We start from the raw sequence: 24,199 nt of genomic DNA, 5'->3' as shown, positions 1-24,199 counted from the left end.
TTGGATGCTATTATTAGTTTTCGCTTATTCAATTCGAGCAAATAATTTTTCAATGATTTAAAAGCAGGACAGCCCCTTAAGTGAAGCAAAAATGTTTATCATTCAACCCTCATTTGAAATCCCAGGATAATGATGATGGAACAAAAAAGGAATCCGATAAAGGATCCCTAATGAAGTATCCATGCTTTCCGTTAACTTAAGAAAGGTATAGAGCATCCCCTTCTACATTACTCGAATGGCAAATAAATATGAAAGCTCGTCCCTTTTCCCACTTCGCTTTCCACTTCTATATAGCCATTGTGTTCTTCAATGATTTTATAGCTGACCATGAGCCCCAGTCCTGTTCCCCTATCCTTCGTCGTATAAAAAGGTTCACCCAATTTTTTTAGCATTTCCGTTGAAATCCCCATGCCTTTATCAGTAATTGAAATGCAAACGTATTTCTCTGAAAATCGGCTTGTTTTAATGTGAACAGATCCGCCATCCGGCATGACTTCCAATGCATTTTTGATGATATTAATGAACACTTGCTTTAACTGGTTCGCTTCACATAAAACCTTACATTCATCTTCTTCAAAGTTTGTCTCGAATTGAATATTTTCCAACAGTGCCTGAGCGGCCAGTAATTCCAGTGTCTCTCTCAATATGGTATGAACGTCCTGTTTGAAAACTTTTAGCGCCTGCGGCTTTGCCAGAACCAAAAATTCCGTGATAATGGTTTCGATTCGCTTAATTTCGGATGTAATCACATGAAAATATGTGGAAAACTCCCCTTTAACACCATCCTCAAGCAACTGGATAAAACCTTTTAAAGCTGTCATTGGATTCCTGATTTCGTGAGCAATACCTGCCGCCAATTCACCAACGACATTCAAAGTATCCGATTTACGGATTTGTTCCTGCATTTCGAGATTTTTACTCACATCACGGAAAATGCTTAAATTCAGATTCGAATATAAATTTTTCCTCGTCAAAAATTCAATATGCTTAACTCTTCCATCTTCGAATGTTATCGGAATGATGGAGGAGTATACCTCATGCTTATAAACATTTTCAATGTGAGAGTTCAATTCTGGAGCATTTTCAGGAATTTTTTCGATGAACCCCTTAACAGATAAAGAAAGCAGTTTGCGCTTCGAAATCTCCAATATTTTCTGACCCGCTTCATTAATATCCGTGAACCCTTCATGATTCCATAAAATCAGGCCGTCTAATGTTCCCTCAAAAATCTTCCTGAACTTCTTCTCACTATCCCTTAATTCCTTCTCAATCAGCCAGCGCTCACTGACATTTCGAAAGATCGTTACGTTATATCCGTCACCTTCATGTTTTTTTGCAGTCAATTCTAGCAATTTAATTTGGTTATTAGGCATTTTATAAATCAGCTCACCCCGCACCTGGGTGTCTCTTTCAAACGTTTCCATCATCTGATTAAAATGGTGATTGTTGCTGTAAACGTATTTCCAGATATAACTGCCAATCAAATCCTCCCTGCTGGATTCGAATATTTTACATGCTGAATGATTGACTCGAAAAATGATCCCGTCATCATTCCAGAATATGATTGCATCCATAGACTGGTCGAATAATTCCGCAAAAATCCGTTCGCTCGTCTCTAACTTTTTTTCTATTATATTTGATTCTGTAATTCTTCCAAGCACAGACATATATAGTTCATTTCCTACCGTTGAACTTATCGAAAAAGTAAAATGATGCAGTTCATCCCCGACCTTTATCTCTACCTCCCCTTTATAGTTCGACTCATCAAAGGCTCTTTGTATGCTCTCGTCCCAATATCCCCTATAATCTGGGGAGATGAGGTCCCTCATATTCTTACCGACAATCTCTTTTTTCGGAATGCCCAAGGCATGGATAAAGGCATGGTTCACTTCCATTATTATTCCTGAACTGTCGAATAGAACGATGCTTTCTATGGCTGTATCGAAAATTTCCAAAAACATCTGTCTTGACATCCCTGTTTCCCTTGACGAAGAAACATCCAATGTCACATCCCCCAAACGATAGAACTGCTGTCCTTCGGAAAGTGATCCCATTCGTATAAACTCTATTTGCTTAAGGGCTCCGGTATGTAGCTGGATAATTTGCCTTTCACTTTCATTCGAGGTTTTTAGGGTGCTTGACACTTCCTGATTATTTAAAGGGATGACATCGAGAAAATCAGTTATCCTCATGGACTCCAGTTGAGCTTTAGGTGTTTCCAGCAGGGCACAAGCGGCATCATTGGCATAAGTGAGACGCAGTTCCTCATCAACCCTGATATAAGGCTCTGACATTGAATCGAACATATTCAGAAACCCTTCGATCTGTTTATTCAATTTTAAAATTTCCTGTTTATATTCCGTTTCATTCTCATAACCGATATTCATATTAACCCCCCTCATCAAAACCCATACCTACCCAACCTTATTCGACATCCATCTTGATTTTCCTCGGTATTTTTTGAAAATCAGCGCAAACACCTTTATCCAAAATTAACCTATATATCAAATGATAGTATATTGAATGCTGTAAAACTTAGCGTTAAGCTTAATTTAAGGTTTTTATAATAAATTTAATAAATAATGATTTAGTACAAGGTATTTAGGGAATAAGAAATAACAATGCTTTCTAGCTACCTTAAAATTTATTAAATGGAGGCAATAATGAAACAACGTGATTTTTTCTTCGATAACGCCAAGTTCATTCTCATGGCATTTGTCGTCTTTGGTCATTTGCTGAATACGTATATACATGACAGTGAAACGATATATGCTTTATATAAAACCATTTATTCCTTTCACATGCCTGCCTTTATCCTTGTTTCAGGATTCTTTGCGAAAGGTTTTTATCAAAAAGGGTATTTAGGTAAAATTACTAAAAAGCTGATTTTACCCTACATCATTTTCCAATTGATATATACCGTTTACTATTATTTCTTATATGAACGTTCTGCCATCACTGTAGACCTGCTTGACCCCCAATGGTCGCTATGGTTCTTGATCAGTTTATTCTGTTGGAACATCATGCTGCTTGGTTTCTCAAAGTTAAAGCCATCAGTAGCCATAGGTTTATCTTTAATAATCGCATTATTGATTGGTTATATAGACAATATTTCCAATTACCTTAGTCTCTCCAGGACATTCGTTTTTTTCCCGATGTTTTTGATTGGGTACCATTTAAGCAAGGAACATTTAAAAAAACTATTCACTCCCAAAGTTCGTTTGGCATCACTTATTGTCATGTTAGTGATTTTTATCGGTTTTTATTTAAATACCGATATTAATTATAAATGGCTGCTCGGTTCGAAACCATATGCCGAACTTGAAGATGCGACAATCGTGTCCATGTTTAAACGCCTGGGATTTTATGGATTGAGCATCATTTCAGTGTTCAGCTTCCTTTCGTTCATCCCACGCAGACAATATTTCTTTACGAATTGGGGTAAACAAACCCTTTATGTGTATCTGCTGCATGGTTTCTTCATTCGTTTCTTCCGCGAAAGCACCATACAGGAATACTTCAGCAATACAGAGAGCTTTATCATGCTCGCCGGACTCTCTTTCTTGATTACCGTGTTATTATCAAGTGAAATGATCGCTTCCATGGCACAGCCGATTATCGAATTGAAGGCGACCAAAACAAAACGATTCATGACTAAAACGAAAGACTATATTAAACAAGCGTTTTAAATAAAACGGATGAAGCATTTCCTGCTTTATCCGTTTTTTCAAATTCGATTTCTTATCCGACTTTCAAGCAGAAAAGATTCCCCTTCAATACCATTACTCATTTTTCAAATGGAGCACGCTATGGTAAAATAACTCGTTAGTGCTTGTTGGCTTAAAAAGACATGTACACGAAAGGAGCCAGGCGTTTCTTTTACGCCCTTAACATGAATATAATAATCAGTACTCTTAACGCAAAATATATCCATACATCGCTATCCATCCGATATTTAAAAGCATACGCCCAGCCTGATTATGATGTCCAGCTGGCAGAATATACGATAAAAGATCCAATTATGAACATCGTTGGTGACCTTCATTCCAAAAAACCTGATGTCATAGGGTTCAGCTGCTATATTTGGAACATCGAGGAAACAATGAAAGTCGTAGCCATGCTTAAAAAAATCAACCCGGAATTGGTCATCATTCTCGGCGGACCTGAAGTCACCTATGATGTTGGGGAATGGCTTGATCAGATTCCCGGGGCTGATTTCATCGTAATCGGTGAAGGTGAAGTCACCTTCAAGGCCCTTTTATCTGAAATTGAAGGTTCGAATGACTATAAGAAGATCGGCGGCATTGCGTACCGACAGGATGGAAAAAAAATCATCCAGCCTCAGAACGGCAAGGTTGATTTAAAATCCCTCCCTTCTCCATATCGTTTGGAGGAAGACCGCGGCGACCTATCTAAACGTGTCACCTATATCGAAACTAGCCGAGGTTGCCCGTTCAGCTGCCAATTTTGCCTTTCATCGATTGAAGTGGGTGTCAGGTATTTTGATCGTGAAAAGATTAAAGAAGATATCAGGTACCTTATGGCTAATGGTGCAAAGACCATTAAGTTCGTTGACCGAACCTTCAATATTAGCCGAAGCTATGCCATGGAGATGTTTCAATTCTTAATCGATGAGCATCTTCCCGGTGTGGTTTTCCAGTTCGAGATCACGGCGGACATCATGCGTCCGGAAGTTATCCAGTTCTTGAACGACAATGCCCCTGCAGGACTGTTCCGCTTTGAAATAGGCGTACAATCGACGAATGATCATACGAATGATCTAGTAATGAGAAGACAGAATTTCGAAAAACTGACCAGGACCGTAACCATGGTAAAAGATGGTCAGAAAATTGATCAGCATTTAGACCTTATTGCCGGTTTACCGGAAGAAGATTATCATTCTTTCCGAAAGACCTTCAATGATGTTTTCGAGCTTAGACCCGAAGAGATGCAGCTTGGTTTCTTAAAGATGCTTCGTGGAACCGGCTTACGGATACGAGCCGATGAACACCAATATATATACAGCGAACATGCTCCTTATGAAATATTGGGGAATAATGTTTTATCCTTCGATGACATTGTCCGCATTAAACAAGTTGAAGATGTACTTGAAAAATACTGGAACGATCATAGAATGGATCATACTACGGAATATCTTGTCAAAACGGTATTTCAATCACCGTTCGACTTCTTTCAAGATTTCGGTACCTATTGGGATGAACAAGGGTGGTCACGAATCGGCCATCAGCTTGAAGACTTGTTCAGACGTTTACAGCAGTTTTTGGCTTCCCGGGAATCTGCCGAACTGAAAAACATTATCGGACTCATGAAATTGGATTATTTCATGAATCAAAAATACAAACCACGTAAACCTTGGTGGGAAGCTTCATTAGATAAAAGTGGTCGGAAAGAGATATATGAATATATTCTCAATAAGCCTGAACAGCTTGGTTCCTCTTTCACCGCTTTGGCCCTAAATGAAAAAGAAATACACAAACACACGTTGCTCGAGGCACTTCCCTTTGATTTGAAAACGTATTTAGCCGAGGGAACAATCGTCGATAAACCTTCATTCATGCTTGCCTATTTTGATCCGAGTGGTAAGGGATCAACGATTTTCCCTCTTTCAAAATCCGGCAGCATCATCCTTTAATAATAAGGACGGACCCAAGGCTGGGTCCGTCCTTTTTTACTTATCACTTTCACGTTTTTTATTTTCTTTTGCCAAAATTTCATAAATTTTAGTTGCGTTCATATCGCCGCTGAATTCGATTCCAAATTCAGTTCGTACATGTTCACCCATCTTTTCCCCGCTGTTCCGTTTTTCTTTATCCATTACTTCTTCCTTTTCTGCCTTGCTTTGAATTGCGGTTGGCACCTTTCATTGCATTTTCCTCCATTGCGAACTCATTGGAAAATTCATTTTCAGCTTGATTTCTTTTTGGCGTTTTACTTGCTTTGACAGCTCCATCCACATTGGCTTTCCGTTTCATTTTCATCCACCCTTTTTAATATAGTTTACCTTTTAGAATGGGGTAAAAATGCCGGAAATTATTCAGGGATAATATAGGGACAGACGAGAAAAATAACCGTAAAACGAAAAGGGAGACACTACATGAAAAAGAAATTGGATTCACCAATTGTCAACGATACACAGCCACACCAAATTAACGCACCAAGCTTTAAAGGGACCGGTATAAAACCACAGGCTCCATTCGTCAATGATTATGGAGTCGTCATTGGCGACAGTAAATATGCCTCTGAAAACTCACCACTCGAAAACTGGAGCGAAGATACAGACCCAGAAATCATGGCTGGAGACGAATGGGTACACCCCACCAATGATATAGGCTGGAATTCAACTGAAAACCGCCAACTATTAGAGTCTAAAATAGCTCCGCAGCCGCCTTTCATGCATCCAGATAAAGATGTTAGCACTGATACGGATTGAGGCGTGCTTTCTTTAGGGTCAAAGGAACAAGTGAAATCCTAGAAGGGGTGCATCATACACCCCTTATTCTCATTTAACCTGCAAAATCAACTTCCCTTTCGTTTGCCGGGCGTTCATTTCCTCATGAACGGCTGCTGCCTTTTCAATTGGGTAGATGCCCCCGATAGTTAACTTAAGCTCCCCAGACGCAACGTATGCAAAAAGGTCTTGAATGCTAGGCAACAGCAAATCCGGGTGTTTCATGATCTGTGGCAGGAAAAAACCCACGACGGATTGATTGCGCCTCATTAATTGCTGCGGGTTCATCGTATAAGGCTTACGACTTGCATTACCAAAAACAACAAGACGTCCAAAGGGAGCCAAACATTTCAACGTTTTATTGAAAATATCCCCTCCAGCCATTTCCAGCGCGACGTCTACTCCCTTTCCTCCCGTGACCTCACGGACTTTCATTTCCCATCCTTCTTGCGTGTAATCAATGAGTTCATCTGCCCCCATCTCTTTAGCCAGTTCCAACTTTTCCACTGTACTGGCGGTGGCAATCACTTTTCCAGCCCCGAAGATTTTGGCTAACTGTACGGCAATCGATCCCACTCCCCCAGCAGCAGCATGGACCAATACCGTTTCACCCTGTTGCATGCGTCCCATTGTCTTAAGAATATGATAGGCGCTCAGACCTTGGAGGGGCAAGGCAACAGCTTCATGGAACTGAATGGCATCAGGAAGCGGAATGGCCGAGAATTCATCAGAAAGGGCATATTCTGAATATCCACCAGATTCAATTAAGCTGACGACCCTTGTACCAGGTTTGATTTTGGTCACCTTTCCACCAACTTCTACCACTACGCCGGCCACTTCCGCACCGGGAATGAACGGAAGCGGCGTAGGAACTACATATTGCCCTTCCCTTCTGGCTGTATCTGCATAATTGACGCCTACACAATCGATTTCAATCAGAACTTCATGCCCTGTTGGCACAGGTCTTTCCATTTCAGTCAATTTCAGCACTTCCGGTCCGCCGTATTCTTCAAAATGAATAGCTTTCATCTTTATCCCTCCCTTATTAATTTCCTGTAAATTCCGGCTTTCTTTTTTCTTTGAATGCCGCTACCCCCTCCAGATGATCTTCCGTGGAAGCCATCAAGGTTTGCGTAATACGTTCCTGTTCCAGTATTTCATCAAGTGTAGCCGTAAATGAATGGCTGACGAGCTTTTTCATCATCCCATATGCTTTTGTCGGTCCATTTGCCAGTTTTACCGCAAGTTTCAATGATTCCTCTTCAAGTTGATTGAGTGGATATAAATAATTAATGACACCTAGCTGATATAAGCGTTCCCCAGAAATTGGCTCGGCCGAAAAGAAAAGCTGCTTTGCAAGGTGGGGCCCTACTAATTTAGGTAAAAAATACGAACCCCCTCCATCAGAGATCAGGCCTACCTGTGAAAAACTCATGGCAAATTGACTATCATCTGAAGCCACGATCAGATCACAGGCGAGTGCCAAATTGAATCCTGCACCAGCAGCAAATCCATGGACGGCAGCGATTACAGGAACCTCGGAAGCATCCAGAGCCAATATGCATTCATTCATTCTGCCAACATGATCATACAATTGACCTGCAGAGGCCTGCCCCATTGACTTCACATCGCCTCCTGCAGTGAATGACCTTCCCGCACCTTTGATGATGACTGCCCTTATATGCGGTGTTTGTTTAACATCCTTAATCGCTTTCGTTAAGCTTGCAATCATATCCGGACTAAATGCATTCAAGCTTTCAGGGCGATTCAAAGTCAGGATCATTACATTATCGATTACTTCTTTCAATAAGTGTTCTTTTAACATTTACCCATCCCCTTTTTCTATTTGATCAACCAGCCGCCATCCACCAATAAATCCGTACCAGTCATATAGGAAGCCTCCGGGGAAGCAGCAAAGGTAATGACATTACTTATTTCCTCCGCCTTCCCCACTCTTTCCAGTGCCGTGTTCCGTTGAATGGACTTTACGAATTTTTCATTTTGCAGTCCATCCTCCGTCAATGGCGTTTCAATGAATCCCGGCGATACGGAATTGACCCGAATGCCGACTGCAGCGAGTTCCAGTGCCAAAGATTTCGTTAAACTGATGACTCCGGCTTTAGCAGAGCTGTAATGCGGGATGAACGCTCCTGCCTGATGTCCTGACAGTGAAGCCACATTCACGATTGCCCGATTGCTGGAACCTTCATTTCCGCCACTAGCTCCTTCTTCCATCAATTTACCCAAATACTTGGAAACTAGAAAGACACTTTTCAAATTGACATGTTGAATCATATCCCAATCAGCTGCAGATGTATCCAGGAGCTTCGAGGACTTTGAACCACCTGCGTTATTGATTAAAATGTGAAGGTCACGATATTTTTCCTTCACAAACTTGGCCAGCTCCATTACCTCTTCCTCGACGGTAACATCTGCAGGGAAAATATCAGCAACCGGAATCGGGTGCCTGGCATTGATTTCTGCAGCTGCTTCCTCCAGCTTTCCTTTCGTCCGCCCTACCAACAGCACTTTTGCCCCTTCGTCCGACAAGCGCATCGCCGTAGCTTTCCCAATACCAGAGCCTGCACCTGTCACCACCGCTATTGACTGCGAAAACCTCATCCCCTTCACTCCTTATCTGTATTTTCGAACTACGTTTCCTGCCTTTTCAATTCCGCTTCGATCCTTCCATCCACCAACTCTGGTACAAGATCAAACGAACCTTTTTGCGCCGCCAATTCCAAATCGGGGATCAAACTATGTTTGTCAAACAACTGTCCGACATACGATGATTTCAGGATATCAAAGGCATTTTCGCTATTCGTGCGATAAAGCGCATTGGCAGCCTTTGCTGCATCGTTGAGTATGAACGTACCTTGTGATCCAGCAATCAGGCAATCTATCAAATGGCCTGCACCGTAAAAGTCTTCCAGACTGAATTCACCTGAATTTCCCGAACAAACGATGAGGATCGTTTCTGTTTTATGATACTTTTTTATTTTTTCCGCAACAGACGGATTATTCAACAAAGAAGCAATATAAACCCTTTTGGCAGCGGCTGAATTTCTCAACGCGACCGTTCCATTAGTAGTGGACAATATTAAAGTTTTGCCGCGTACCAACTTACTCAATAGCGTTGGACTTGGATACATTAAATCATCAACCGGCTTTGCTTTTAGTTCTCCTGCCACTACAAAATCCCCATGGTCCAAGTCCTGGCTTTTCACCAAGGCATCCAGTGGATCCATGACAGGTATCACCTGGCGTGCTCCATCATGAAGTGCTGAAATAATCGTGGTAGTCGCTAATAACACATCCAGGATGACCGCAACTTTCTCCCCTTCTTGAAGCTTTTCCACATCTATCTCTTCTTTTTTTAGTAGTAAATGAATGTTTTGAATATATTCCATTTTATTAAACTTCCTTCGCAGCTACATTTGCAGCATGAGTGAGTAAGCTTTTCACCGTTTTTCCAAGATTGGAAAAACGGGGATCATCAGTCTGGCCTTTTTTATATCGATAATAGATTTGCTGAAGGATGACAGCTAACTTAAAATAACCAAAGGTTAAATAAAAATCGACGTTGGTAACATCCCTGCCACTTCTTGCTGCATACGCCTCGATAAACTCCCTTCGAGTCAGGAAACCAGTTAAAGTCGTGACGGACGCTTGACCCACACCGATTTTGATAAGTTCCGGGTCACCGCTTTCAGTCCAGTAGCTTAATGCCACTCCTAGATCGGCTAGCGGATCACCAACGGTGGACATTTCCCAATCAAATAAACCAACCATCTCTGTAAGGCCCTGATTGAACATGGCATTATTGATCTTATAGTCATAATGGATTATTGAAGTCTGGCTATACTTCGGGATATTCTGTTGAAAATAATTAATAAGCGGACGTATTTCCTTTATTTCAGCAGTCTTTGCTCTCTCATAGCGGGAAATCCATCCGTGTACTTGTCTTTCAATGAACCCTTCAGGTTTGGATATTTCGACCAAACCCGTTTTCTCATAGGGAATCGAGTGAAGATCAGCAAGCCGATTCACCATCACATATGAAAGCTGTCGGCACTTTTCAACAGTAGGCTCGATTCCCTTTGGAAATTCAGTATCTATTACAATTCCATGTTTCCTTTCCATTAGGAAAAAAGGGGCCCCCGCAACCGATTCATCATCCGAGAACAGAATAGGCTCGGGAGCTGCTTGGAAATATGGGTTGATTGAGGAAAGGATATGATGTTCACGCTTCATATCATGTGCCTTTGGAGCAACAGGGCCAAGCGGCGGCCTTCTGAGAACAGCCTCCCACTCACCAACTTTCAGCTGATAGGTCAAATTGGAATAGCCCATAGAAAATTGTTTTAATTCCAACGGTTCATTTGGAAGGTCCAATACATTTTTTCTTAGGAAACCTTCTAATGCACCAATATTCAATTCCTCGCCGGGCCGAACAGGAATCGTATCGTCAACCATGTTCTTCCACTCCTTTAGACTTTGTCATTCTAATTATGAACAAGATGTGAAATGAGCTTTTCTAATAAATTCAGGAATAGGTTCACTTTTTTGTTTCAAAAAATTAAAACAGACTAAAACTGCACTTCCTTTAGCAATCACTTCCCCAGTTTGTGAACAGAGGATATCATGGACCATATCACAGCTTTTCGTACCTACCTTTGTCAAAGATGTACGAATGGTCAAGAGTTGATTGAAATATCCCTGAGCAATAAAGTCGCATTTAGTGGAGGCTAACAAAAAATTCCAAGATTCTACATTTGTCGCTAGGCCTAAAGCTTCAAAAAATTTCAGGCGTGCTTCTTAGAGGTATACGAAATAGCTTGTGTTATTGATATGGCCCAAAGCATCCGTTTCGGAAAAACGGACGTTGACTTCCAATTCATGCATAAGGCCCCTCCTTGATTAACGATGTACGAAAGCAGGTTTACGTTTATCCAAGAAAGCGGAAACCCCTTCTTTAACATCTTCAGTTTGGAAGATTTCTTCAAAAAGATTCGTTTCAATCTCTAGACCTTGTTCAAGTGTTGCCTCACTTCCTTCATTAATCGCCTTCTTGATTCTCGAAAGTGCCTGAAGTGAGTGCCTTGTCATTCGTGAGGCCAAGATTTTCGCTTCCGATAAGCCGCTGCCTTGCTCAACGACTTTATTGACAAGCCCGATCTTTTCCGCTTCCGCGGCACCAAGCGGATCACCGGTAAATATAATCTCTTTTGCCTTTGCATTTCCTACAAGTCTTGACAAACGCTGTGTACCGCCAGCTCCAGGGAATAAGCCTAATTTCACTTCCGGCAGTCCGATTTGAACTTGTGTTTCAGCTACTCGCAAATCACAGGCCAGTGCCAGTTCGCATCCGCCGCCCAAGGTCAGGCCGTTTAATACAGCCATCGTAGGTTTAGGAAACTGTTCGATTTTAGTTAGGACGGCATGACTTTCCTTAACTATTTCTTTCATATTCGGGTTCCCCATCATGCTAGGGAATTCTTTTATATCAGCCCCGGCCGCAAATGCGATATTGCCTGCACCGGTTATGAGTACCGCAACAGTTTCAGTATCTTTTGAAAGTTCATCGAAAGATTCTCCCAATTCTCTGAATACTTGTTTACTGATTACATTTAATGGAGGATTTTCGATGGTGATGACCGCAAGCTTATTTTCCTTAACCACTTTAATTAATTTTGTCATCAATTCTTCACTCCTTGGTTTGGATAATCATACCAGCCTTTTCCTGTTTTCCTGCCTAAATGTCCTTTATTCACCTTTTCTTCTATACAAGCATTTGGCTTGTCTTCTTGATTTCCAGTTTCATTGAAACGCTGCTGCATGACAAAATACCCTACATCAATACCTGATAGATCCATCAGTTCAAAAGGACCAATGGGATGGCCTAAAGCTTTCCTGCAAATCAAATCGATATCCTTATAGTCAACAATTCCTTCTTCATACAAATATAAGGCCTCACGCTGCAACGCTCCCAAAATTCGGTTGGCTACGAATCCCGATATCTCTTTCCTCAACAAAACTCCTGTCCTATTCATATTCTCTGTGACTTCCATTGCAAGCTTCGCTGTTTCCTCGGATGTTTGGTCACTCATTACAACCTCAACACAATCCATTACTAGAGGCGGGAAAAAGAAATGCATATTAATGAACTTATCCGGACGATTCGTTACACTCGCAATCAGGCTATTGACAATCGTTGAACTATTCGTGGCAAAGATGGTTTCTGCTGGGGCCAGTTCTTCAAGTTTAGCGAAAACCTCCTGCTTCACATCAAGTTTTTCAACTACCGCTTCAATGATCAAATCAGCCACACTGGCCGCTTTTTCAAGATCGGTGGTATATTGAAGACGGCTAAAAGCAGCCATTTTACGATCTTCAGACAATTTTCCTTTTTGAACCCATTTAGTCAAAATGACGTCCAATTTTTCTTTGGCTGCATTCAACGCGTTTTCATGGACATCCTGAAGAATCGTTTCGTAACCTCCCAGTGCAGCAAGCATCGCAATTTGATGCCCCATCTGCCCAGCCCCAATAACGGTAATTGATTGAATTTGCTTGTTGGCCATGCCTTCTATCTCCCTTCGACTAACCGGTTAGTATGTAACCTGGTCACGCTTCAATTCCCTGCAGAATCATCCCCATAAAAATGGCTGCAACTTCCTGTTCGGTTTTTTCACCTTCTGGGTCGAACCAATGATAGCTCCAATTGGCCACACCCAAAATAGCAAAAGAGATGATCGATGCATCGAGATTGGAACGCAGTTCTCCGCTCTCGATGCCACTAATCAGAACTTGCTCGATTTTATAACGGAACTCATCCCGCTTAGGAAGGATTTGTGCAAGCTTATCGTCACTTAGATTCTTCATTTCACGGAAAAAGACCGTTGCGCTGGATTTTTTGGTTTTAATGCTCTTTAAAAGCATCAAGACCATATCGAAAAGTTTATCCTTGCAGCTTTTCCCAGGTTCCAACATGATTCTTTCCTGATCACTAAGCAACTCGTCGATATAAGCTAGATGAATATCCATTAGCAACTGCTCTTTGCTCGTAAAGTAATAATAAAACGTTCCCTTCGTCACCCCTACCGATTCGACGATATCAGAAATCGACGTTTCACTAAAGCCCTTCTTTTCAAATAAGCGTATGCTATGTTCTGTCATTTTTTCTTTCATGTATGCATCCTCGCAATCTGTTAAAATTTCAGCTGAATTGATATCATACGCTTTCGTGCTATCAAAGCCCTTTTATTTCCTGGAGAGTTCTTCTCTTAAAGCCCGCCTTAAAATCTTTCCGACATTTGTTTTCGGTAACTCTTCACGAAATTCAACGAAATGCGGAACTTTATAAGCCGATAGGTTTGCACGGCAGTAATCGATGATTTCCCGTTCATTGGCCGTTTTATTATTTTTAAGTACAAGCACCGCTTTTACCGACTCCCCTCGGTAAGCATCTGGAACTCCGATGACAACGGCTTCCTGGACAGCTGGATGTTCATAGAGAACTTCCTCGACATCTCGCGGATATATATTATAACCACTTGCGATGATCAAATCTTTTTTCCTGTCGACAATATAGAGGTATCCATCTTCATCAACTTTGGCGATATCACCCGTATAAAGCCAACCATCCCTTAGGGTAACCGCCGTTTCCTCTGGCATATTCCAGTAACCTTTCATCACTTGAGGCCCTTTGACGACCAATTCCCCCAATTCGCCAGATCCCACTTCTTTTGTTCCGTCTCCCAGGTCCATCACTTTATATTCAGTCGAAGGGACACCAATCCCCACGCTCCCAGGTTTCCTTTTTGCAAATGCCGGATTACAATGCGTTGTTGGCGAAGCTTCCGTAAGACCGTAGCCTTCCAATATCTTCGCACCTGATTTTCGTTCGAACTCACGCAGCAGTTCCACGGGCATCGGTGCACTTCCGCTGTTACAGACCTGAATGGAGCCCATTCCATATTCTTCTGCCTTCGGATGATTCGTCAACGCTACATACATGGTCGGTACACCAGGAAAAGTGGTCGGCTGTTCACGCTTAATCGTTTCCAGCACTTCTTCTATTTCAAATCGTGGCAGCATGATGGAGTCACCCGCGATATACACGGATAAATTCATTGCGGACGACATTCCAAAAACATGAAAAAGCGGGATGACCGACAGCGTTCTTTCAGTACCTATTTTTAATTCATGCTTGAAGAATTCATACGTTTGAACGACATTGGCCAGAATATTGCTGTGTGTCAGCATCGCCCCTTTTGAACGGCCAGTCGTTCCTCCTGTATACTGAAGAACGGCTATATCATTTTCCGGATCTATTGATACGGGATTGATTTTTCCGTCTCCTGTCTTCATGAATAGATCAAAAGACGCATCAGGCTGAAAATCTGCATCCGAAGTCTGCAGGCTTACGACGATAATATTTTTCAAATTTGAATGTTGCTGGACACTTTTCACTTTCGGGTATAATCCATCCAATACAACGATCGTTTCTGCACCGGAGTCCTGTAAAATATGCTGCAGCTCCCTTTCAACCAGCATTGGGTTGATTTGGGTGATAATGGCTCCTGTTGTCAATGATCCATAATAAGCTATGACGTACTGCGGACAGTTAGGCAGCATGATGGCGACACGATCACCTTTTTGAACACCTTTTTTTTGCAAGGCTGAAGCAAAGGCTAGCGACGCATGAAAAAGTTCCTGATAAGATATCTTTCGGTCATAAAAAGTAATAGCTGTATTGTTTGGATGGGACTCACATGCATTTTGAAGGATTCTTTGCATCGGGAACTCAGGGACTTTTATTTCCTTTGAAATTGAATCAGGATAAACGGAAAGCCATTTTTTTTCATTCATCATTTCATACCCTCCAGCCATATTTACTTACCTTTCATTACTTTGCATGTGAACCTCCATCGACGATCAAAATATTTCCAGTCACAAAATCAGATGCCTTTGAGGCCAGGAAGACCGCTGCCCCTTTCAAATCATCATCACTCCCTAACCTTCTTAGCGGCGTTGAATCCAAGATAGGATTCTTTCCTTGCTCAAGAACCCCTTTCGTCATTTTTGTCGGAAAGAAACCGGGTGCGATTGCATTAACATTGATATTATGCTGCCCCCATTTAACGGCTAAATCCTTCGTTAAAGTAATGACCGCCCCTTTACTCGTATTATATCCGACTGTATCGAGCACCCTCGGGTCGGTACCCCCTAATCCGGCAACGGAAGCGATGTTTATGATTTTCCCATGTCCCTGCTCAATCATGACCCTGCCTGTTGTCTGGCTCATGATAAAGGTTCCGGTTACATTGACATTCATCACCTTCTGCCACGCTTCAAGGGGCATGTCGACGGCTGGTGCCCCCCAGGATGCCCCGCTATTGTTCACTAATATGTCGATGGCACCAAATTCACGGTAAGTTTCGTTAACGACTTCCTGGACATCTGACGGATTGGTGATATCACACTTGAAGGAAAGCGCCTTGACTCCAAGCTTTTGGATTTGCGAGGCAACTTCGTCACATGCTTCCTTCTTCCTTGAACAAAGTACGACATTTGCCCCAGCTTCGGCAAAGCCGGTCGCTATTTGTGCTCCCAATCCTCTCCCTCCACCGGTTATGATCGCCGTCTTTCCAGTTAGATCGAATAAGTCGGCAACTTTCATATTTTCACCTCATGCTTTTGTTGGTATTTTCGAAGTTCTATTTTAGCAACTTGTGAGCGGTGAACTTCATCGGGACCATCAGCAAGCCTTAAAGTCCGTGCATTGGCCCAATGAGCAGCAAATGGGAAATCATCGGAAATCCCGGCAGCTCCAAAGCCTTGGATGGCCCTGTCCAGCACATTCAATGCCATATTTGGCGCCACCACTTTTATCATCGCGATCTCCGCCTTCGCTTCCTTGTTCCCGACGGTATCCATCATATAGGCAGCTTTTAAGGTCAGAAGTCTTGCTTGTTCGATTTCAATCCGTGAATCAGCAACCCACTCCATGATTACACCTTGTCTCGCCAATGTTTTACCAAAAGCGACACGTTCTTGAATGCGCTTACATAATTCTTCAAGTGCTCTTTCAGCAGCGCCGATCAGCCTCATGCAATGATGTATCCTTCCCGGTCCGAGCCTTCCTTGGGCAATCGCAAATCCTTTTCCTTCACCCCATAGAATATTCGTTGCCGGGACCCTTACATTTTCAAACGTGATTTCGGCATGGCCATGCGGGGCATGATCATAACCAAACACAGGGAGCATTCTTTCAATTTTGACACCAGGTGTATCGAGCGGGACAAGAATCATTGACTGTTGTTCATGCTTGGCCGCCTCAGGATCTGTCTTACCCATGACGATGGCAATCTTGCATCGGGGATCGCCTGCTCCTGAAGACCACCATTTTCGGCCGTTGATGACATACTCATTACCCGTCCTTTCAATGCTGCATTCGATATTGGTCGCATCGGAAGACGCCACTTCCGGTTCCGTCATCGAGAAGCATGAACGGATTTCCCCAGCAAGCAAGGGCTTCAGCCAACGTTCTTTATGTTCATCCGAGCCATATCTCACCAACACTTCCATATTACCAGTGTCCGGCGCATTACAGTTGAAGATTTCAGGTCCTATCGTCGACCTACCCATGATCTCGCAAAGCGGGGCATATTCTAGATTTGTTAAACCCGCGCCATAACCGCTATCAGGTAAAAATAAATTCCATAATCCTTCTTCTTTTGCTTTTGCCGTCAATTCAGATAAAATCGGGGGAATTTCACTCCAGCGGCTTTCCTGTGCTTCGAGCTGCTTTTTGTATGTCGATTCATTTGGGTAAACGTGCTTCTCCATGAATTCCGTTAACTTCTTTTCCAGATTTTTCACCTTTTCAGTATGTTCAAAGTGCAAATTGAATTCCTCCTTTTAAACTTACTAACCGGTTAGTATGTTATTACTTTTAAAGTATATACACAAGATTCTGATTTTTTCAAATAATTTAATCTTTTGTTTTCTTGTCATTCAAAATCCCGCATCTTGACCTTTTCGTTCTCACTATATTGCTTTTGTTGTACGGTTGGAAATATACAAACGATTTTCGTACCTTTTTTCAGTTCACTTGTGATGAATACTTTTCCTCCATGCTTTTCGATGATTCTAAAACAAACGGAAAGACCCAAACCCGTTCCTGATGTTTTTGTAGTGAAAAATGGTTCTCCTACTTTTTGAAGAGAGTTTTCCGGAATACCATCCCCTTCATCCAAAATGCTCAAAAAAACTTCCCCATTTTTTTCATTTATGCTCACAAAAATATTTCCGCCATTCGGCATCGATTCTATGGAATTTTTTATCATGTTTATTAGCACTTGCTTGATTTGGTTTTCATCAAAGTACATAAAAATTGGTTCTGAATCATAATTTTTATGAATTTGAATATTGTTCAGTACAGCATTTGTCTCCAACAGCGTTACGACATGGTTGCAGCTTTCCTTTATATCCTTCTCAAGGAATACCGCCCCAGTGGGTTTCGATAGCAGCAAGAGTTCATTCAGCACTTTCTCGATTCGATTTATTTCCGAAAAAATAATATCGTAGTATTCCTCTTTTTCGGCACCGCCATCTTTAATCAGCTTCACGAATCCCATTATCGCCGTCATCGGATTCCTGACTTCATGTGCAATCCCAGCCGCAAGTTGGGCAGCCGTTGATAACTTGCTTGATGTGATTGCCAAATGTTCGTTTAGGCTCACAAGCTTTTCCTCCGCATGTTTACGTTCATTAATTTCCGATAATATGCCCGCCGTCCCGATGAATTTCCCAGCGTCATCGTAAATAAGTTTAACGAATGCCTCCACCCAGCTTGTTCCCTTTTTCGCATTTAGTTTAATGTCCGCACGAAAATATTTATCCCCTCGATGAAAGGAGTCCGCAAAGGCCTTTAATACGTCTTGATAAGATTTGTTATCCATATGTTTAGAAAAGTGAAGCCCCAGGGATTCATTCACGGATGCACCACTCATCGATTTCCATGCCGGGTTTAGGTACAACCATTTTCCTTTATCATCCGTTTGGAAAATAACCTCATTGAAGCTATTGACCAATTCTTTAGAGTAATTGGAGAAAATGCGATAACGCCCTTCACTATCCTGCAATAAAGCTATCGTTTTCCGTTTATGATCATAGATGGCACCCAAACACCAGGCTATGGTTAAAATTACGACTAAATATATTCCTGCAAAGGCGGAAAAACCGCGTTCTTCATGACCCAGCCACCCTACATAGGGTAATATCAATACAAAAAAAAGAACAGGGACAATGATCCTTCCAGTATATTTCTTCACATTCTCCACCTCCTTACCAAAATGATTTATACTTCATCCGATCGAATTCCAAGTAAGGGATCAAATTATGCATATTTGAAATGGTAGGACACTCACTTATAGGTAAATTTCAACATTTTATCCATGATTCCTGCAAACAACACAAAAAACCTTCCCAAGGGTGGAAAGGTCACTGTTCAACTTAAATCATTTACCCAATGATGACGCGTTCTTTTGGATAATGGAAATTTTCCGTAACTTCTTTATGGCCTATGATATACAGGAGGGAGGTTATCCCAACACGGCCAATGAACATAATGATCATAATGACAATTTTACCGGTATTGCTGAGGTCAGGTGTAATTCCCATCGAAAGGCCGACTGAACCGAAAGCCGAACATACTTCAAAAATGATTTGCATCAAAGTGAAATTTTCGGTAATGGATAATATGAAGACCGCCATTATACAAAGAAGCGATCCCATGATCATAACCGCTGTCGCTTTTCGGATATCATCGGGATGAATCTCCCGTTTAAAAACTTTTATGGAACGCCTTCCTCTCATGAAATTCCATAAAAATAGAATCATGATGGCCAGTGTAGTTGTCCGGATTCCTCCCCCGACTGAACTTGGGGAGGCTCCAATGAACATCAATATACTCAACAACAAAAGGGTCGGTTCCGAAAAGTCACTAACATTCATGGTTGCCAACCCGCCGCTCCGCGTATTGGAGGACATAAATAATGAGTAAAAGAACGATTCATGCCAGTTCTTATTTTTAAAGAACCCATTAATTTCCAGAATATAAATCAGGATCGTTCCCCCAACGATAAGGGAAAAGAAAGTGACTGAGGTCAGCTTCGTGAACAAAGAAAAATGAAACTTATAAGTACGTGCCTTATTGGACAAAAACTCCCTCAGCTCAATCAAGACAGGAAACCCAATGGCTCCAAGGGTAAGCAGGATAATCGTTATGAACTGTACAAAATAATCGTCTTTAAATGGAATCATCGATATACCGGTAATATCAAAACCAGCATTCGTGGTGGCACTTACGGCTAAAAATAAGCCATTTAAAAAGGCTTCTTTCCCGTTTGGAAAATAATTCAGAAAGTAAATGCCTAAAACGAGAGCCCCTATCATTTCAATTACGACAAATATCTGAATGATTTGGATCAATAATTTAACAAGACCGGAAAGATTCGATTGGTTTTGATCTGTCATGATCAATTGTCTTTCCTTCAAGCCGATTTTCTTGCCCACTATAAGCCAGAAAAAGGTTCCGAGTGTCATGATGCCAATACCGCCAAATTGGAGAACGAACATGAGAATGAAATAGCCTACCTCATTATACACTTCGGGCAAACTTACAACTGTTAGACCTGTTACACTAACTGCACTTACGGCTGTGAATAAAGCATCCATGAATCCAAATTCCACGCCTGGCTTAAGAGCGACTGGCAGGCTCAACAGTACCGTCGAGATGCTGACTGCCAAAACATAATAACCGACAATAAGCTGAGCTGGTGTTAACTTTGATAATAATTTTTTGATAGCAAACATAAAGAGTTTCCTTTCTTGCTCCTTTATAGTTATGCAAACACATAACCATTAAAAATCTAGTTTACCCTTTTTTCATTCTTTTTTCCATTCTCTTTTAAAACTGACTTACTTACAACAAAAAGGCAGGTTTACCAATAAGTTTGATGCTGCTCGCATAAGTAAAACTCCACATTCTACTTATACTATCATTACAGCGGCAAAAGCCGTTGAAAAAGTAAAGGGGAGATTCAAATGGCTAACAGCAGTAACAACCTTCTTGTTCCAGGAATCGAACAAGCATTAGAACAAATCAAATATGAAATTGCATCTGAATTCGGTGTACAATTAGGTTCCGATACTTCAGCACGTGCCAATGGTTCAGTTGGCGGAGAAATCACGAAACGTCTTGTACAACAAGCACAATCTCAACTTAAAGGTCAATAATTCACAATTAAATATCCATGGCTAAGAGTCCAGCTGCATGCTGGACTCTTTTTAATGATTATGTCCATTTCCATTATTGCCTTTACCCCTTTTCGACTTATCCCAATCTTTCCTATCTTGTTTATACTGCTCACCCTGTTTACCTTGTTTAACTTGTTTTTCCTGCCTATCCTGCGTATCCTGTTTATCTTGTCTATCATGCCTACCCTGTTTATTTTGCTTATTTTTATTGTCGGGCTTTATAGAATCATCACTATTCTTTTCTTTGAGTGATGAGACTTTTTTTTTATCGAACTTTTTATCATTCTGTTCATTTTTCTGCTTGTCCTTTGATTGGTTGCTGTGATATCTATCCGATTTCCCTTTTGACTCGTTGCCTTTTTCCTTATATCCATTTATCGCATTCCGTTTTCCACTTGTATCTTCCCGTTCAGTTTGTTCCTTAATTTCGGTAACTCCCGCGTTTTTCCGTTCAGTCGGTTTGGCTTCATTCGCCGGCTTTTGTTTTATTTCATTTTCATTATTCTCTTTTTTCTTTTCTCCATCCGATTTGTTTTCCGCACTTAACATTACGCCCTTTTCTTTCGGAATAACAACGTTTTCCTCGACTTTTTTAACTGGCGCCGGGGCAGGCTCCCTCTTATTGACCTTTATCTTATCTTTATCTTCATTCAACTTCTTTTCGAGATACTTACCCGTGGATATGCCTTGTTCCCTAGCTTGCTTCCGATCGCTTTTTGTTGCCTGGATCACTTTCATCTTTGTTTTGGAAACATTATCCTGCTCAGATATTTCTTTTATCTCCTCTTTTAAATTCTTATCCAGTTCTTTATTTTTTTCCATTAACGTTGTGGAAACGACTATTTGTTTATTTCCTTTCAAATAACCAAGTTGCTTCGTCGTTTCAACGATTCGGTTTGTGACAGCCTTTATATCCTTGCCTTTCCAGTCCTTCAGCTGACCGATCACAAGCTTTCCGTCTTCATTTAATCCTGTAAGCTTGAGAACTTCTAAATCATCGTCAAGCTCCAATTCAATGCTTGGATTCACATCTATCGTCATATATGCCGACACAGGACCAGAGAAATAAGAAGGAAGAATTGAAAAGAGAATCAGGAAGGTGGAGGCAATGCTTAGCACGGCCGTTTTTTTGAAAGATGAATGAATATTGGAAAAGGCTAAAGTGAATTTTTGTTTTGCAGGTGAAAAAGTGATTTCCTCACCCACTTCATATTCCCTTTCCTGCCTTTTGGTTTTCAGAAATTCACCCTCGGGGGTCAATAGGGTTACAAATCGTTTATTAACTGAAAGAATAACTCCTTTTTTCATTCATCGATAGCCCCTTTTATATAATCATTCAAATACAAAAAATCTCCGTTTATTATGATTGCCACGGCAATGATGTATTTTCTGTTCCGTTCAATCGTTTTTCTGCTTACTTCCACTTTTCCCTCAAGCTGTTTTACGGGCAGCCGCTTTTTTGCAAAAAGGATTTCCTTCAGTTCGTCATCTTCCATTAACAATTTAGCGATCATAATAGCTCCCTTCCTGGCATCTGCATGTTTGGGAGAGTTTTCAACTAAATCCTCAAATGACAGACCAAAATCCTCTAGATGGCTTATATAAAGCTGAATTTCTTCTTTTCTTCTTTCCGATTCCTTCTGCATCTCGTATTCATTGATGGAATTTTCATTATCGATATATATTTGGCTTTGATCATTCTCATCATTCAGTGTTAAATCCAATAGGATTTCTTTTTGTTTGGACTGGCTTCTTAAATAATCTATAACCCTTCGTTTAACGAGGGTTTCGGCAAATGCCAATAAAGAACGGCCTTTTTCCGGGGAGTATTTTTCAATTGCCTCGTTAAAAGCAATCATTCCAATACTGAATTCATCATCTGATTCGTATATGTAACGTTTGCAAACCGATGAGACTGTTTTTGCAATAAAAGGTTTGAATGACTCTATAGTATCATTACGAAGGCTATTATCGCCTTGTTGAATTTTCAATACGGTTTCTTCTAAAGAACGCTTTTTTTTGAATGCTGTAAACAACAAACCAAGCATTTGCTCACCTCGCTCCTGTTGAACATAAAATACGCATCAACATACTTATCTTAAGCGGAGGGAGTCTAAAAGACAGTACCAAAAGAACTATTTTTGCAATAAAAATGAAATCATACAATTTATCAACATGATAAAATACTTAGTTTTTTCTCGTTTGTTACAGTGCAATTACAGTAAAATATCTTTTTCCGTTTTTTTGCCCAATACAATGGGACAATTGTCATTTTTATAACCGGAATTTAATATTCACATCTTTTAACATATCATTCGTAAACATACCTGCGCTTTTGAGGGTCATCCCATAAATACTTTAAGAAGCAAAAAAAATAGGCGTGACCGGCACGCCTGTTTTTTTACGCTTCCTGTATTTTTTTCTCTTCTTTCTCTTTTTTTTCTTTTTTGCTTGAAATGATCCATGCACCTGCTGCAATTCCAATCAATACAGTCCAGAAAATCGATTTCCAAAGAGTTGATTCAGGGAAATGATGATCAATGAAAGCAAGTGAAGGGTGTGCAAGTGTGTGTACCGCCAATTTCACACCAACCCAACCCACAATCAAAAATGCTGCCGTTTCAAGTGAAGGACGCCGATGAAGCAGCTTAACGAACGCATTTGCTGCAAATCGCATAATGATCAACCCGATCATGCCGCCGAGGAACATGACAGCGAATTGCCCTCCGTCAATACCGCCGACTTTCATCCAGCCTGTTGCAGGAAGTGTAACAGCCAGCGCGACGGCAGCCAACATGGAATCGATTGCGAAAGCGATATCAGCCGCTTCAACCTTTACCACGGTCATCCAGAAGCCGGATTGCTTTTTAGGTTTCGTGATTTCCTTCTCACCTTTACCAGCGTATTTTTTGTAAATGTGCTGAGAAGCGATGAAAAGTAAATAAATCGCACCGATTGCTTGAACTTGCCACACCTCGACAAGAAAGGAAATAAGGAATAGACTGGCAAAACGGAAAACAAAAGCTCCCATCAGACCATAAAACAAGGCTTTCCGCTGTTGTTCTTTTGGCAAATGCTTAACCATGACAGCCATGACGACTGCATTATCTGCAGCCAGTATCCCTTCTAATCCAACCAAGATAAGAAGGACCCAGCCATATTCCAATAACATTGATGCTTCCATCCATTCAACCTCCAATAGTGGTATTTCCTTCCTATTGGCATTGGCAAAAAGAAAAAGACCTCTGCCGTATAGGCAAAGGTCTTGCTGAACATGAAATCATGTCAACAAAGCCGATGAATGTTTAACATTCACGTAATGACGACTTTGTTTTAGGGCGAACCCTAACGCTACTCCCCTTTGAAAAGGAAAATCAGTTATTAAGTATATTAATAGTATAC

The 24,199-nt window shown here is 41.2% G+C and carries 23 protein-coding genes and 1 pseudogene; 4 read left to right on the top strand and 20 right to left on the bottom strand.

The features are described from left to right. Window positions 1–227 precede the first annotated feature (227 nt). On the bottom strand, window positions 228–2,387 hold the full coding sequence (locus NYE65_RS19455; RefSeq protein WP_340861489.1) for a PAS domain S-box protein: 2,160 nt from the start codon (window positions 2,385–2,387) through the stop codon (window positions 228–230). Window positions 2,388–2,663: 276 nt separating this feature from the next. Here NYE65_RS19455 and NYE65_RS19450 point away from each other — a divergent pair, with 276 nt between their 5' ends. Together NYE65_RS19450 and NYE65_RS19445 are read left to right on the top strand one after the other, a co-directional pair. Beyond that, window positions 2,664–3,689 carry an acyltransferase family protein gene (locus tag NYE65_RS19450; RefSeq protein WP_340861488.1) on the top strand — a complete coding sequence of 342 codons (1,026 nt, stop codon included), beginning with the start codon at window positions 2,664–2,666 and terminating at the stop codon, window positions 3,687–3,689. Window positions 3,690–3,892: 203 nt separating this feature from the next. Beyond that, window positions 3,893–5,653, top strand: coding sequence for a B12-binding domain-containing radical SAM protein (locus NYE65_RS19445; protein WP_328178411.1), 1,761 nt, complete (start codon window positions 3,893–3,895; stop codon window positions 5,651–5,653). 36 nt (window positions 5,654–5,689) lie between these two features. Here NYE65_RS19445 and NYE65_RS19440 read toward each other — a convergent pair whose 3' ends face one another. Both NYE65_RS19440 and NYE65_RS19435 read right to left on the bottom strand, forming a co-directional pair. Beyond that, window positions 5,690–5,836, bottom strand: a complete 147-nt coding sequence (locus NYE65_RS19440) for a hypothetical protein (RefSeq protein ID WP_164468810.1) — start codon at window positions 5,834–5,836, stop codon at window positions 5,690–5,692. Beyond that, complete coding sequence (locus NYE65_RS19435; RefSeq protein WP_057278994.1) at window positions 5,829–5,993, bottom strand: hypothetical protein; 165 nt, start codon at window positions 5,991–5,993, stop codon at window positions 5,829–5,831. The genes NYE65_RS19440 and NYE65_RS19435 overlap by 8 nt, the downstream gene beginning before the upstream one ends. 122 nt (window positions 5,994–6,115) lie before the next feature. On the opposite strand from NYE65_RS19435, the gene NYE65_RS19430 reads away from it, so the two are divergent. Further along, a complete protein-coding gene (locus tag NYE65_RS19430) occupies window positions 6,116–6,451 on the top strand; it encodes a DUF3905 domain-containing protein (RefSeq protein ID WP_034314168.1) in 336 nt (111 codons plus the stop codon). Between the two features lie 69 nt (window positions 6,452–6,520). Here NYE65_RS19430 and NYE65_RS19425 read toward each other — a convergent pair whose 3' ends face one another. From NYE65_RS19425 to NYE65_RS19360, 14 genes and pseudogenes are all read right to left on the bottom strand, one after another. Beyond that, window positions 6,521–7,498, bottom strand: a complete 978-nt coding sequence (locus NYE65_RS19425) for a quinone oxidoreductase family protein (RefSeq protein WP_057278993.1) — start codon at window positions 7,496–7,498, stop codon at window positions 6,521–6,523. Window positions 7,499–7,514: 16 nt separating this feature from the next. After that, the gene (locus NYE65_RS19420) at window positions 7,515–8,294 is read right to left on the bottom strand and encodes an enoyl-CoA hydratase/isomerase family protein (RefSeq protein WP_034314172.1); all 780 of its coding nucleotides are present in this window, start codon (window positions 8,292–8,294) and stop codon (window positions 7,515–7,517) included. A gap of 17 nt (window positions 8,295–8,311) precedes the next feature. Further along, the gene (locus NYE65_RS19415; protein ID WP_057278992.1) at window positions 8,312–9,091 is read right to left on the bottom strand and encodes an SDR family NAD(P)-dependent oxidoreductase; all 780 of its coding nucleotides are present in this window, start codon (window positions 9,089–9,091) and stop codon (window positions 8,312–8,314) included. Window positions 9,092–9,120: 29 nt separating this feature from the next. Beyond that, window positions 9,121–9,879 (bottom strand): 2-phosphosulfolactate phosphatase, encoded by a 759-nt coding sequence (locus NYE65_RS19410; RefSeq protein ID WP_328178340.1) that lies wholly within the window; start codon window positions 9,877–9,879, stop codon window positions 9,121–9,123. 4 nt (window positions 9,880–9,883) lie between these two features. Beyond that, complete coding sequence (locus tag NYE65_RS19405) at window positions 9,884–10,945, bottom strand: phosphotransferase family protein (protein ID WP_340861487.1); 1,062 nt, start codon at window positions 10,943–10,945, stop codon at window positions 9,884–9,886. 33 nt (window positions 10,946–10,978) lie between these two features. After that, a pseudogene (locus NYE65_RS19400) lies at window positions 10,979–11,374 on the bottom strand (acyl-CoA thioesterase). A gap of 15 nt (window positions 11,375–11,389) precedes the next feature. Then, window positions 11,390–12,169 (bottom strand): enoyl-CoA hydratase, encoded by a 780-nt coding sequence (locus NYE65_RS19395; protein WP_340861486.1) that lies wholly within the window; start codon window positions 12,167–12,169, stop codon window positions 11,390–11,392. Then, window positions 12,169–13,053 carry a 3-hydroxyacyl-CoA dehydrogenase family protein gene (locus NYE65_RS19390; protein ID WP_340861485.1) on the bottom strand — a complete coding sequence of 295 codons (885 nt, stop codon included), beginning with the start codon at window positions 13,051–13,053 and terminating at the stop codon, window positions 12,169–12,171. The genes NYE65_RS19395 and NYE65_RS19390 overlap by 1 nt, the downstream gene beginning before the upstream one ends. 43 nt (window positions 13,054–13,096) lie before the next feature. Next, on the bottom strand, window positions 13,097–13,660 hold the full coding sequence (locus NYE65_RS19385; RefSeq protein ID WP_340861484.1) for a TetR/AcrR family transcriptional regulator: 564 nt from the start codon (window positions 13,658–13,660) through the stop codon (window positions 13,097–13,099). A 72-nt stretch (window positions 13,661–13,732) separates the two neighbouring features. Then, the gene (locus NYE65_RS19380) at window positions 13,733–15,343 is read right to left on the bottom strand and encodes a long-chain-fatty-acid--CoA ligase (RefSeq protein WP_328178414.1); all 1,611 of its coding nucleotides are present in this window, start codon (window positions 15,341–15,343) and stop codon (window positions 13,733–13,735) included. Between the two features lie 37 nt (window positions 15,344–15,380). Next, entirely contained in the window at window positions 15,381–16,154 is a 774-nt protein-coding gene (locus tag NYE65_RS19375) for an SDR family oxidoreductase (protein WP_328178344.1), read from the bottom strand. Next, complete coding sequence (locus NYE65_RS19370; RefSeq protein WP_328178345.1) at window positions 16,151–17,380, bottom strand: acyl-CoA dehydrogenase family protein; 1,230 nt, start codon at window positions 17,378–17,380, stop codon at window positions 16,151–16,153. Before NYE65_RS19370 ends, NYE65_RS19375 begins: the two co-directional genes overlap by 4 nt. A gap of 107 nt (window positions 17,381–17,487) precedes the next feature. Then, on the bottom strand, window positions 17,488–18,810 hold the full coding sequence (locus tag NYE65_RS19365) for an ATP-binding protein (protein ID WP_328178346.1): 1,323 nt from the start codon (window positions 18,808–18,810) through the stop codon (window positions 17,488–17,490). A 190-nt stretch (window positions 18,811–19,000) separates the two neighbouring features. Beyond that, the gene (locus tag NYE65_RS19360) at window positions 19,001–20,353 is read right to left on the bottom strand and encodes a TrkH family potassium uptake protein (protein ID WP_328178347.1); all 1,353 of its coding nucleotides are present in this window, start codon (window positions 20,351–20,353) and stop codon (window positions 19,001–19,003) included. A gap of 231 nt (window positions 20,354–20,584) precedes the next feature. Here NYE65_RS19360 and NYE65_RS19355 point away from each other — a divergent pair, with 231 nt between their 5' ends. Continuing rightward, window positions 20,585–20,776 (top strand): alpha/beta-type small acid-soluble spore protein, encoded by a 192-nt coding sequence (locus NYE65_RS19355; RefSeq protein ID WP_034314196.1) that lies wholly within the window; start codon window positions 20,585–20,587, stop codon window positions 20,774–20,776. A gap of 51 nt (window positions 20,777–20,827) precedes the next feature. Here the strand turns inward: NYE65_RS19355 and NYE65_RS19350 are convergent, their stop codons facing one another. The 3 genes from NYE65_RS19350 to NYE65_RS19340 form a co-directional block, all read right to left on the bottom strand. Then, entirely contained in the window at window positions 20,828–22,105 is a 1,278-nt protein-coding gene (locus NYE65_RS19350) for an anti-sigma factor domain-containing protein (protein WP_340861483.1), read from the bottom strand. Continuing rightward, on the bottom strand, window positions 22,102–22,845 hold the full coding sequence (gene sigI, locus NYE65_RS19345) for an RNA polymerase sigma factor SigI (RefSeq protein ID WP_034314203.1): 744 nt from the start codon (window positions 22,843–22,845) through the stop codon (window positions 22,102–22,104). Before sigI ends, NYE65_RS19350 begins: the two co-directional genes overlap by 4 nt. A 353-nt stretch (window positions 22,846–23,198) precedes the next feature. Continuing rightward, window positions 23,199–23,981, bottom strand: a complete 783-nt coding sequence (locus NYE65_RS19340) for a TerC family protein (protein WP_340861482.1) — start codon at window positions 23,979–23,981, stop codon at window positions 23,199–23,201. Window positions 23,982–24,199: the final 218 nt, after the last annotated feature.

It is taken from the genome of Peribacillus sp. FSL R5-0717 (assembly GCF_038002945.1).
GTDB lineage: Bacteria > Bacillota > Bacilli > Bacillales > DSM-1321 > Peribacillus > Peribacillus frigoritolerans.
The sequence above is the reverse complement of the archived record's forward strand: the minus strand, read 5'-3'. Positions and strand labels throughout refer to the sequence as shown.

What these genes read in the sequence shown, in the direction of transcription:
- NYE65_RS19455 (WP_340861489.1), bottom strand. Translation starts at nt 2,387, where the DNA reads ATGAATATCGGTTATGAGAATGAAACGGAATATAAACAGGAAATTTTA.
- NYE65_RS19450 (WP_340861488.1), top strand. Translation starts at nt 2,664, where the DNA reads ATGAAACAACGTGATTTTTTCTTCGATAACGCCAAGTTCATTCTCATG.
- NYE65_RS19445 (WP_328178411.1), top strand. Translation starts at nt 3,893, where the DNA reads ATGAATATAATAATCAGTACTCTTAACGCAAAATATATCCATACATCG.
- NYE65_RS19440 (WP_164468810.1), bottom strand. Translation starts at nt 5,836, where the DNA reads ATGGATAAAGAAAAACGGAACAGCGGGGAAAAGATGGGTGAACATGTA.
- NYE65_RS19435 (WP_057278994.1), bottom strand. Translation starts at nt 5,993, where the DNA reads ATGAAACGGAAAGCCAATGTGGATGGAGCTGTCAAAGCAAGTAAAACG.
- NYE65_RS19430 (WP_034314168.1), top strand. Translation starts at nt 6,116, where the DNA reads ATGAAAAAGAAATTGGATTCACCAATTGTCAACGATACACAGCCACAC.
- NYE65_RS19425 (WP_057278993.1), bottom strand. Translation starts at nt 7,498, where the DNA reads ATGAAAGCTATTCATTTTGAAGAATACGGCGGACCGGAAGTGCTGAAA.
- NYE65_RS19420 (WP_034314172.1), bottom strand. Translation starts at nt 8,294, where the DNA reads ATGTTAAAAGAACACTTATTGAAAGAAGTAATCGATAATGTAATGATC.
- NYE65_RS19415 (WP_057278992.1), bottom strand. Translation starts at nt 9,091, where the DNA reads ATGAGGTTTTCGCAGTCAATAGCGGTGGTGACAGGTGCAGGCTCTGGT.
- NYE65_RS19410 (WP_328178340.1), bottom strand. Translation starts at nt 9,879, where the DNA reads ATGGAATATATTCAAAACATTCATTTACTACTAAAAAAAGAAGAGATA.
- NYE65_RS19405 (WP_340861487.1), bottom strand. Translation starts at nt 10,945, where the DNA reads ATGGTTGACGATACGATTCCTGTTCGGCCCGGCGAGGAATTGAATATT.
- NYE65_RS19395 (WP_340861486.1), bottom strand. Translation starts at nt 12,169, where the DNA reads ATGACAAAATTAATTAAAGTGGTTAAGGAAAATAAGCTTGCGGTCATC.
- NYE65_RS19390 (WP_340861485.1), bottom strand. Translation starts at nt 13,053, where the DNA reads ATGGCCAACAAGCAAATTCAATCAATTACCGTTATTGGGGCTGGGCAG.
- NYE65_RS19385 (WP_340861484.1), bottom strand. Translation starts at nt 13,660, where the DNA reads ATGAAAGAAAAAATGACAGAACATAGCATACGCTTATTTGAAAAGAAG.
- NYE65_RS19380 (WP_328178414.1), bottom strand. Translation starts at nt 15,343, where the DNA reads ATGAATGAAAAAAAATGGCTTTCCGTTTATCCTGATTCAATTTCAAAG.
- NYE65_RS19375 (WP_328178344.1), bottom strand. Translation starts at nt 16,154, where the DNA reads ATGAAAGTTGCCGACTTATTCGATCTAACTGGAAAGACGGCGATCATA.
- NYE65_RS19360 (WP_328178347.1), bottom strand. Translation starts at nt 20,353, where the DNA reads ATGTTTGCTATCAAAAAATTATTATCAAAGTTAACACCAGCTCAGCTT.
- NYE65_RS19355 (WP_034314196.1), top strand. Translation starts at nt 20,585, where the DNA reads ATGGCTAACAGCAGTAACAACCTTCTTGTTCCAGGAATCGAACAAGCA.
- NYE65_RS19350 (WP_340861483.1), bottom strand. Translation starts at nt 22,105, where the DNA reads ATGAAAAAAGGAGTTATTCTTTCAGTTAATAAACGATTTGTAACCCTA.
- sigI (WP_034314203.1), bottom strand. Translation starts at nt 22,845, where the DNA reads ATGCTTGGTTTGTTGTTTACAGCATTCAAAAAAAAGCGTTCTTTAGAA.
- NYE65_RS19340 (WP_340861482.1), bottom strand. Translation starts at nt 23,981, where the DNA reads ATGGAAGCATCAATGTTATTGGAATATGGCTGGGTCCTTCTTATCTTG.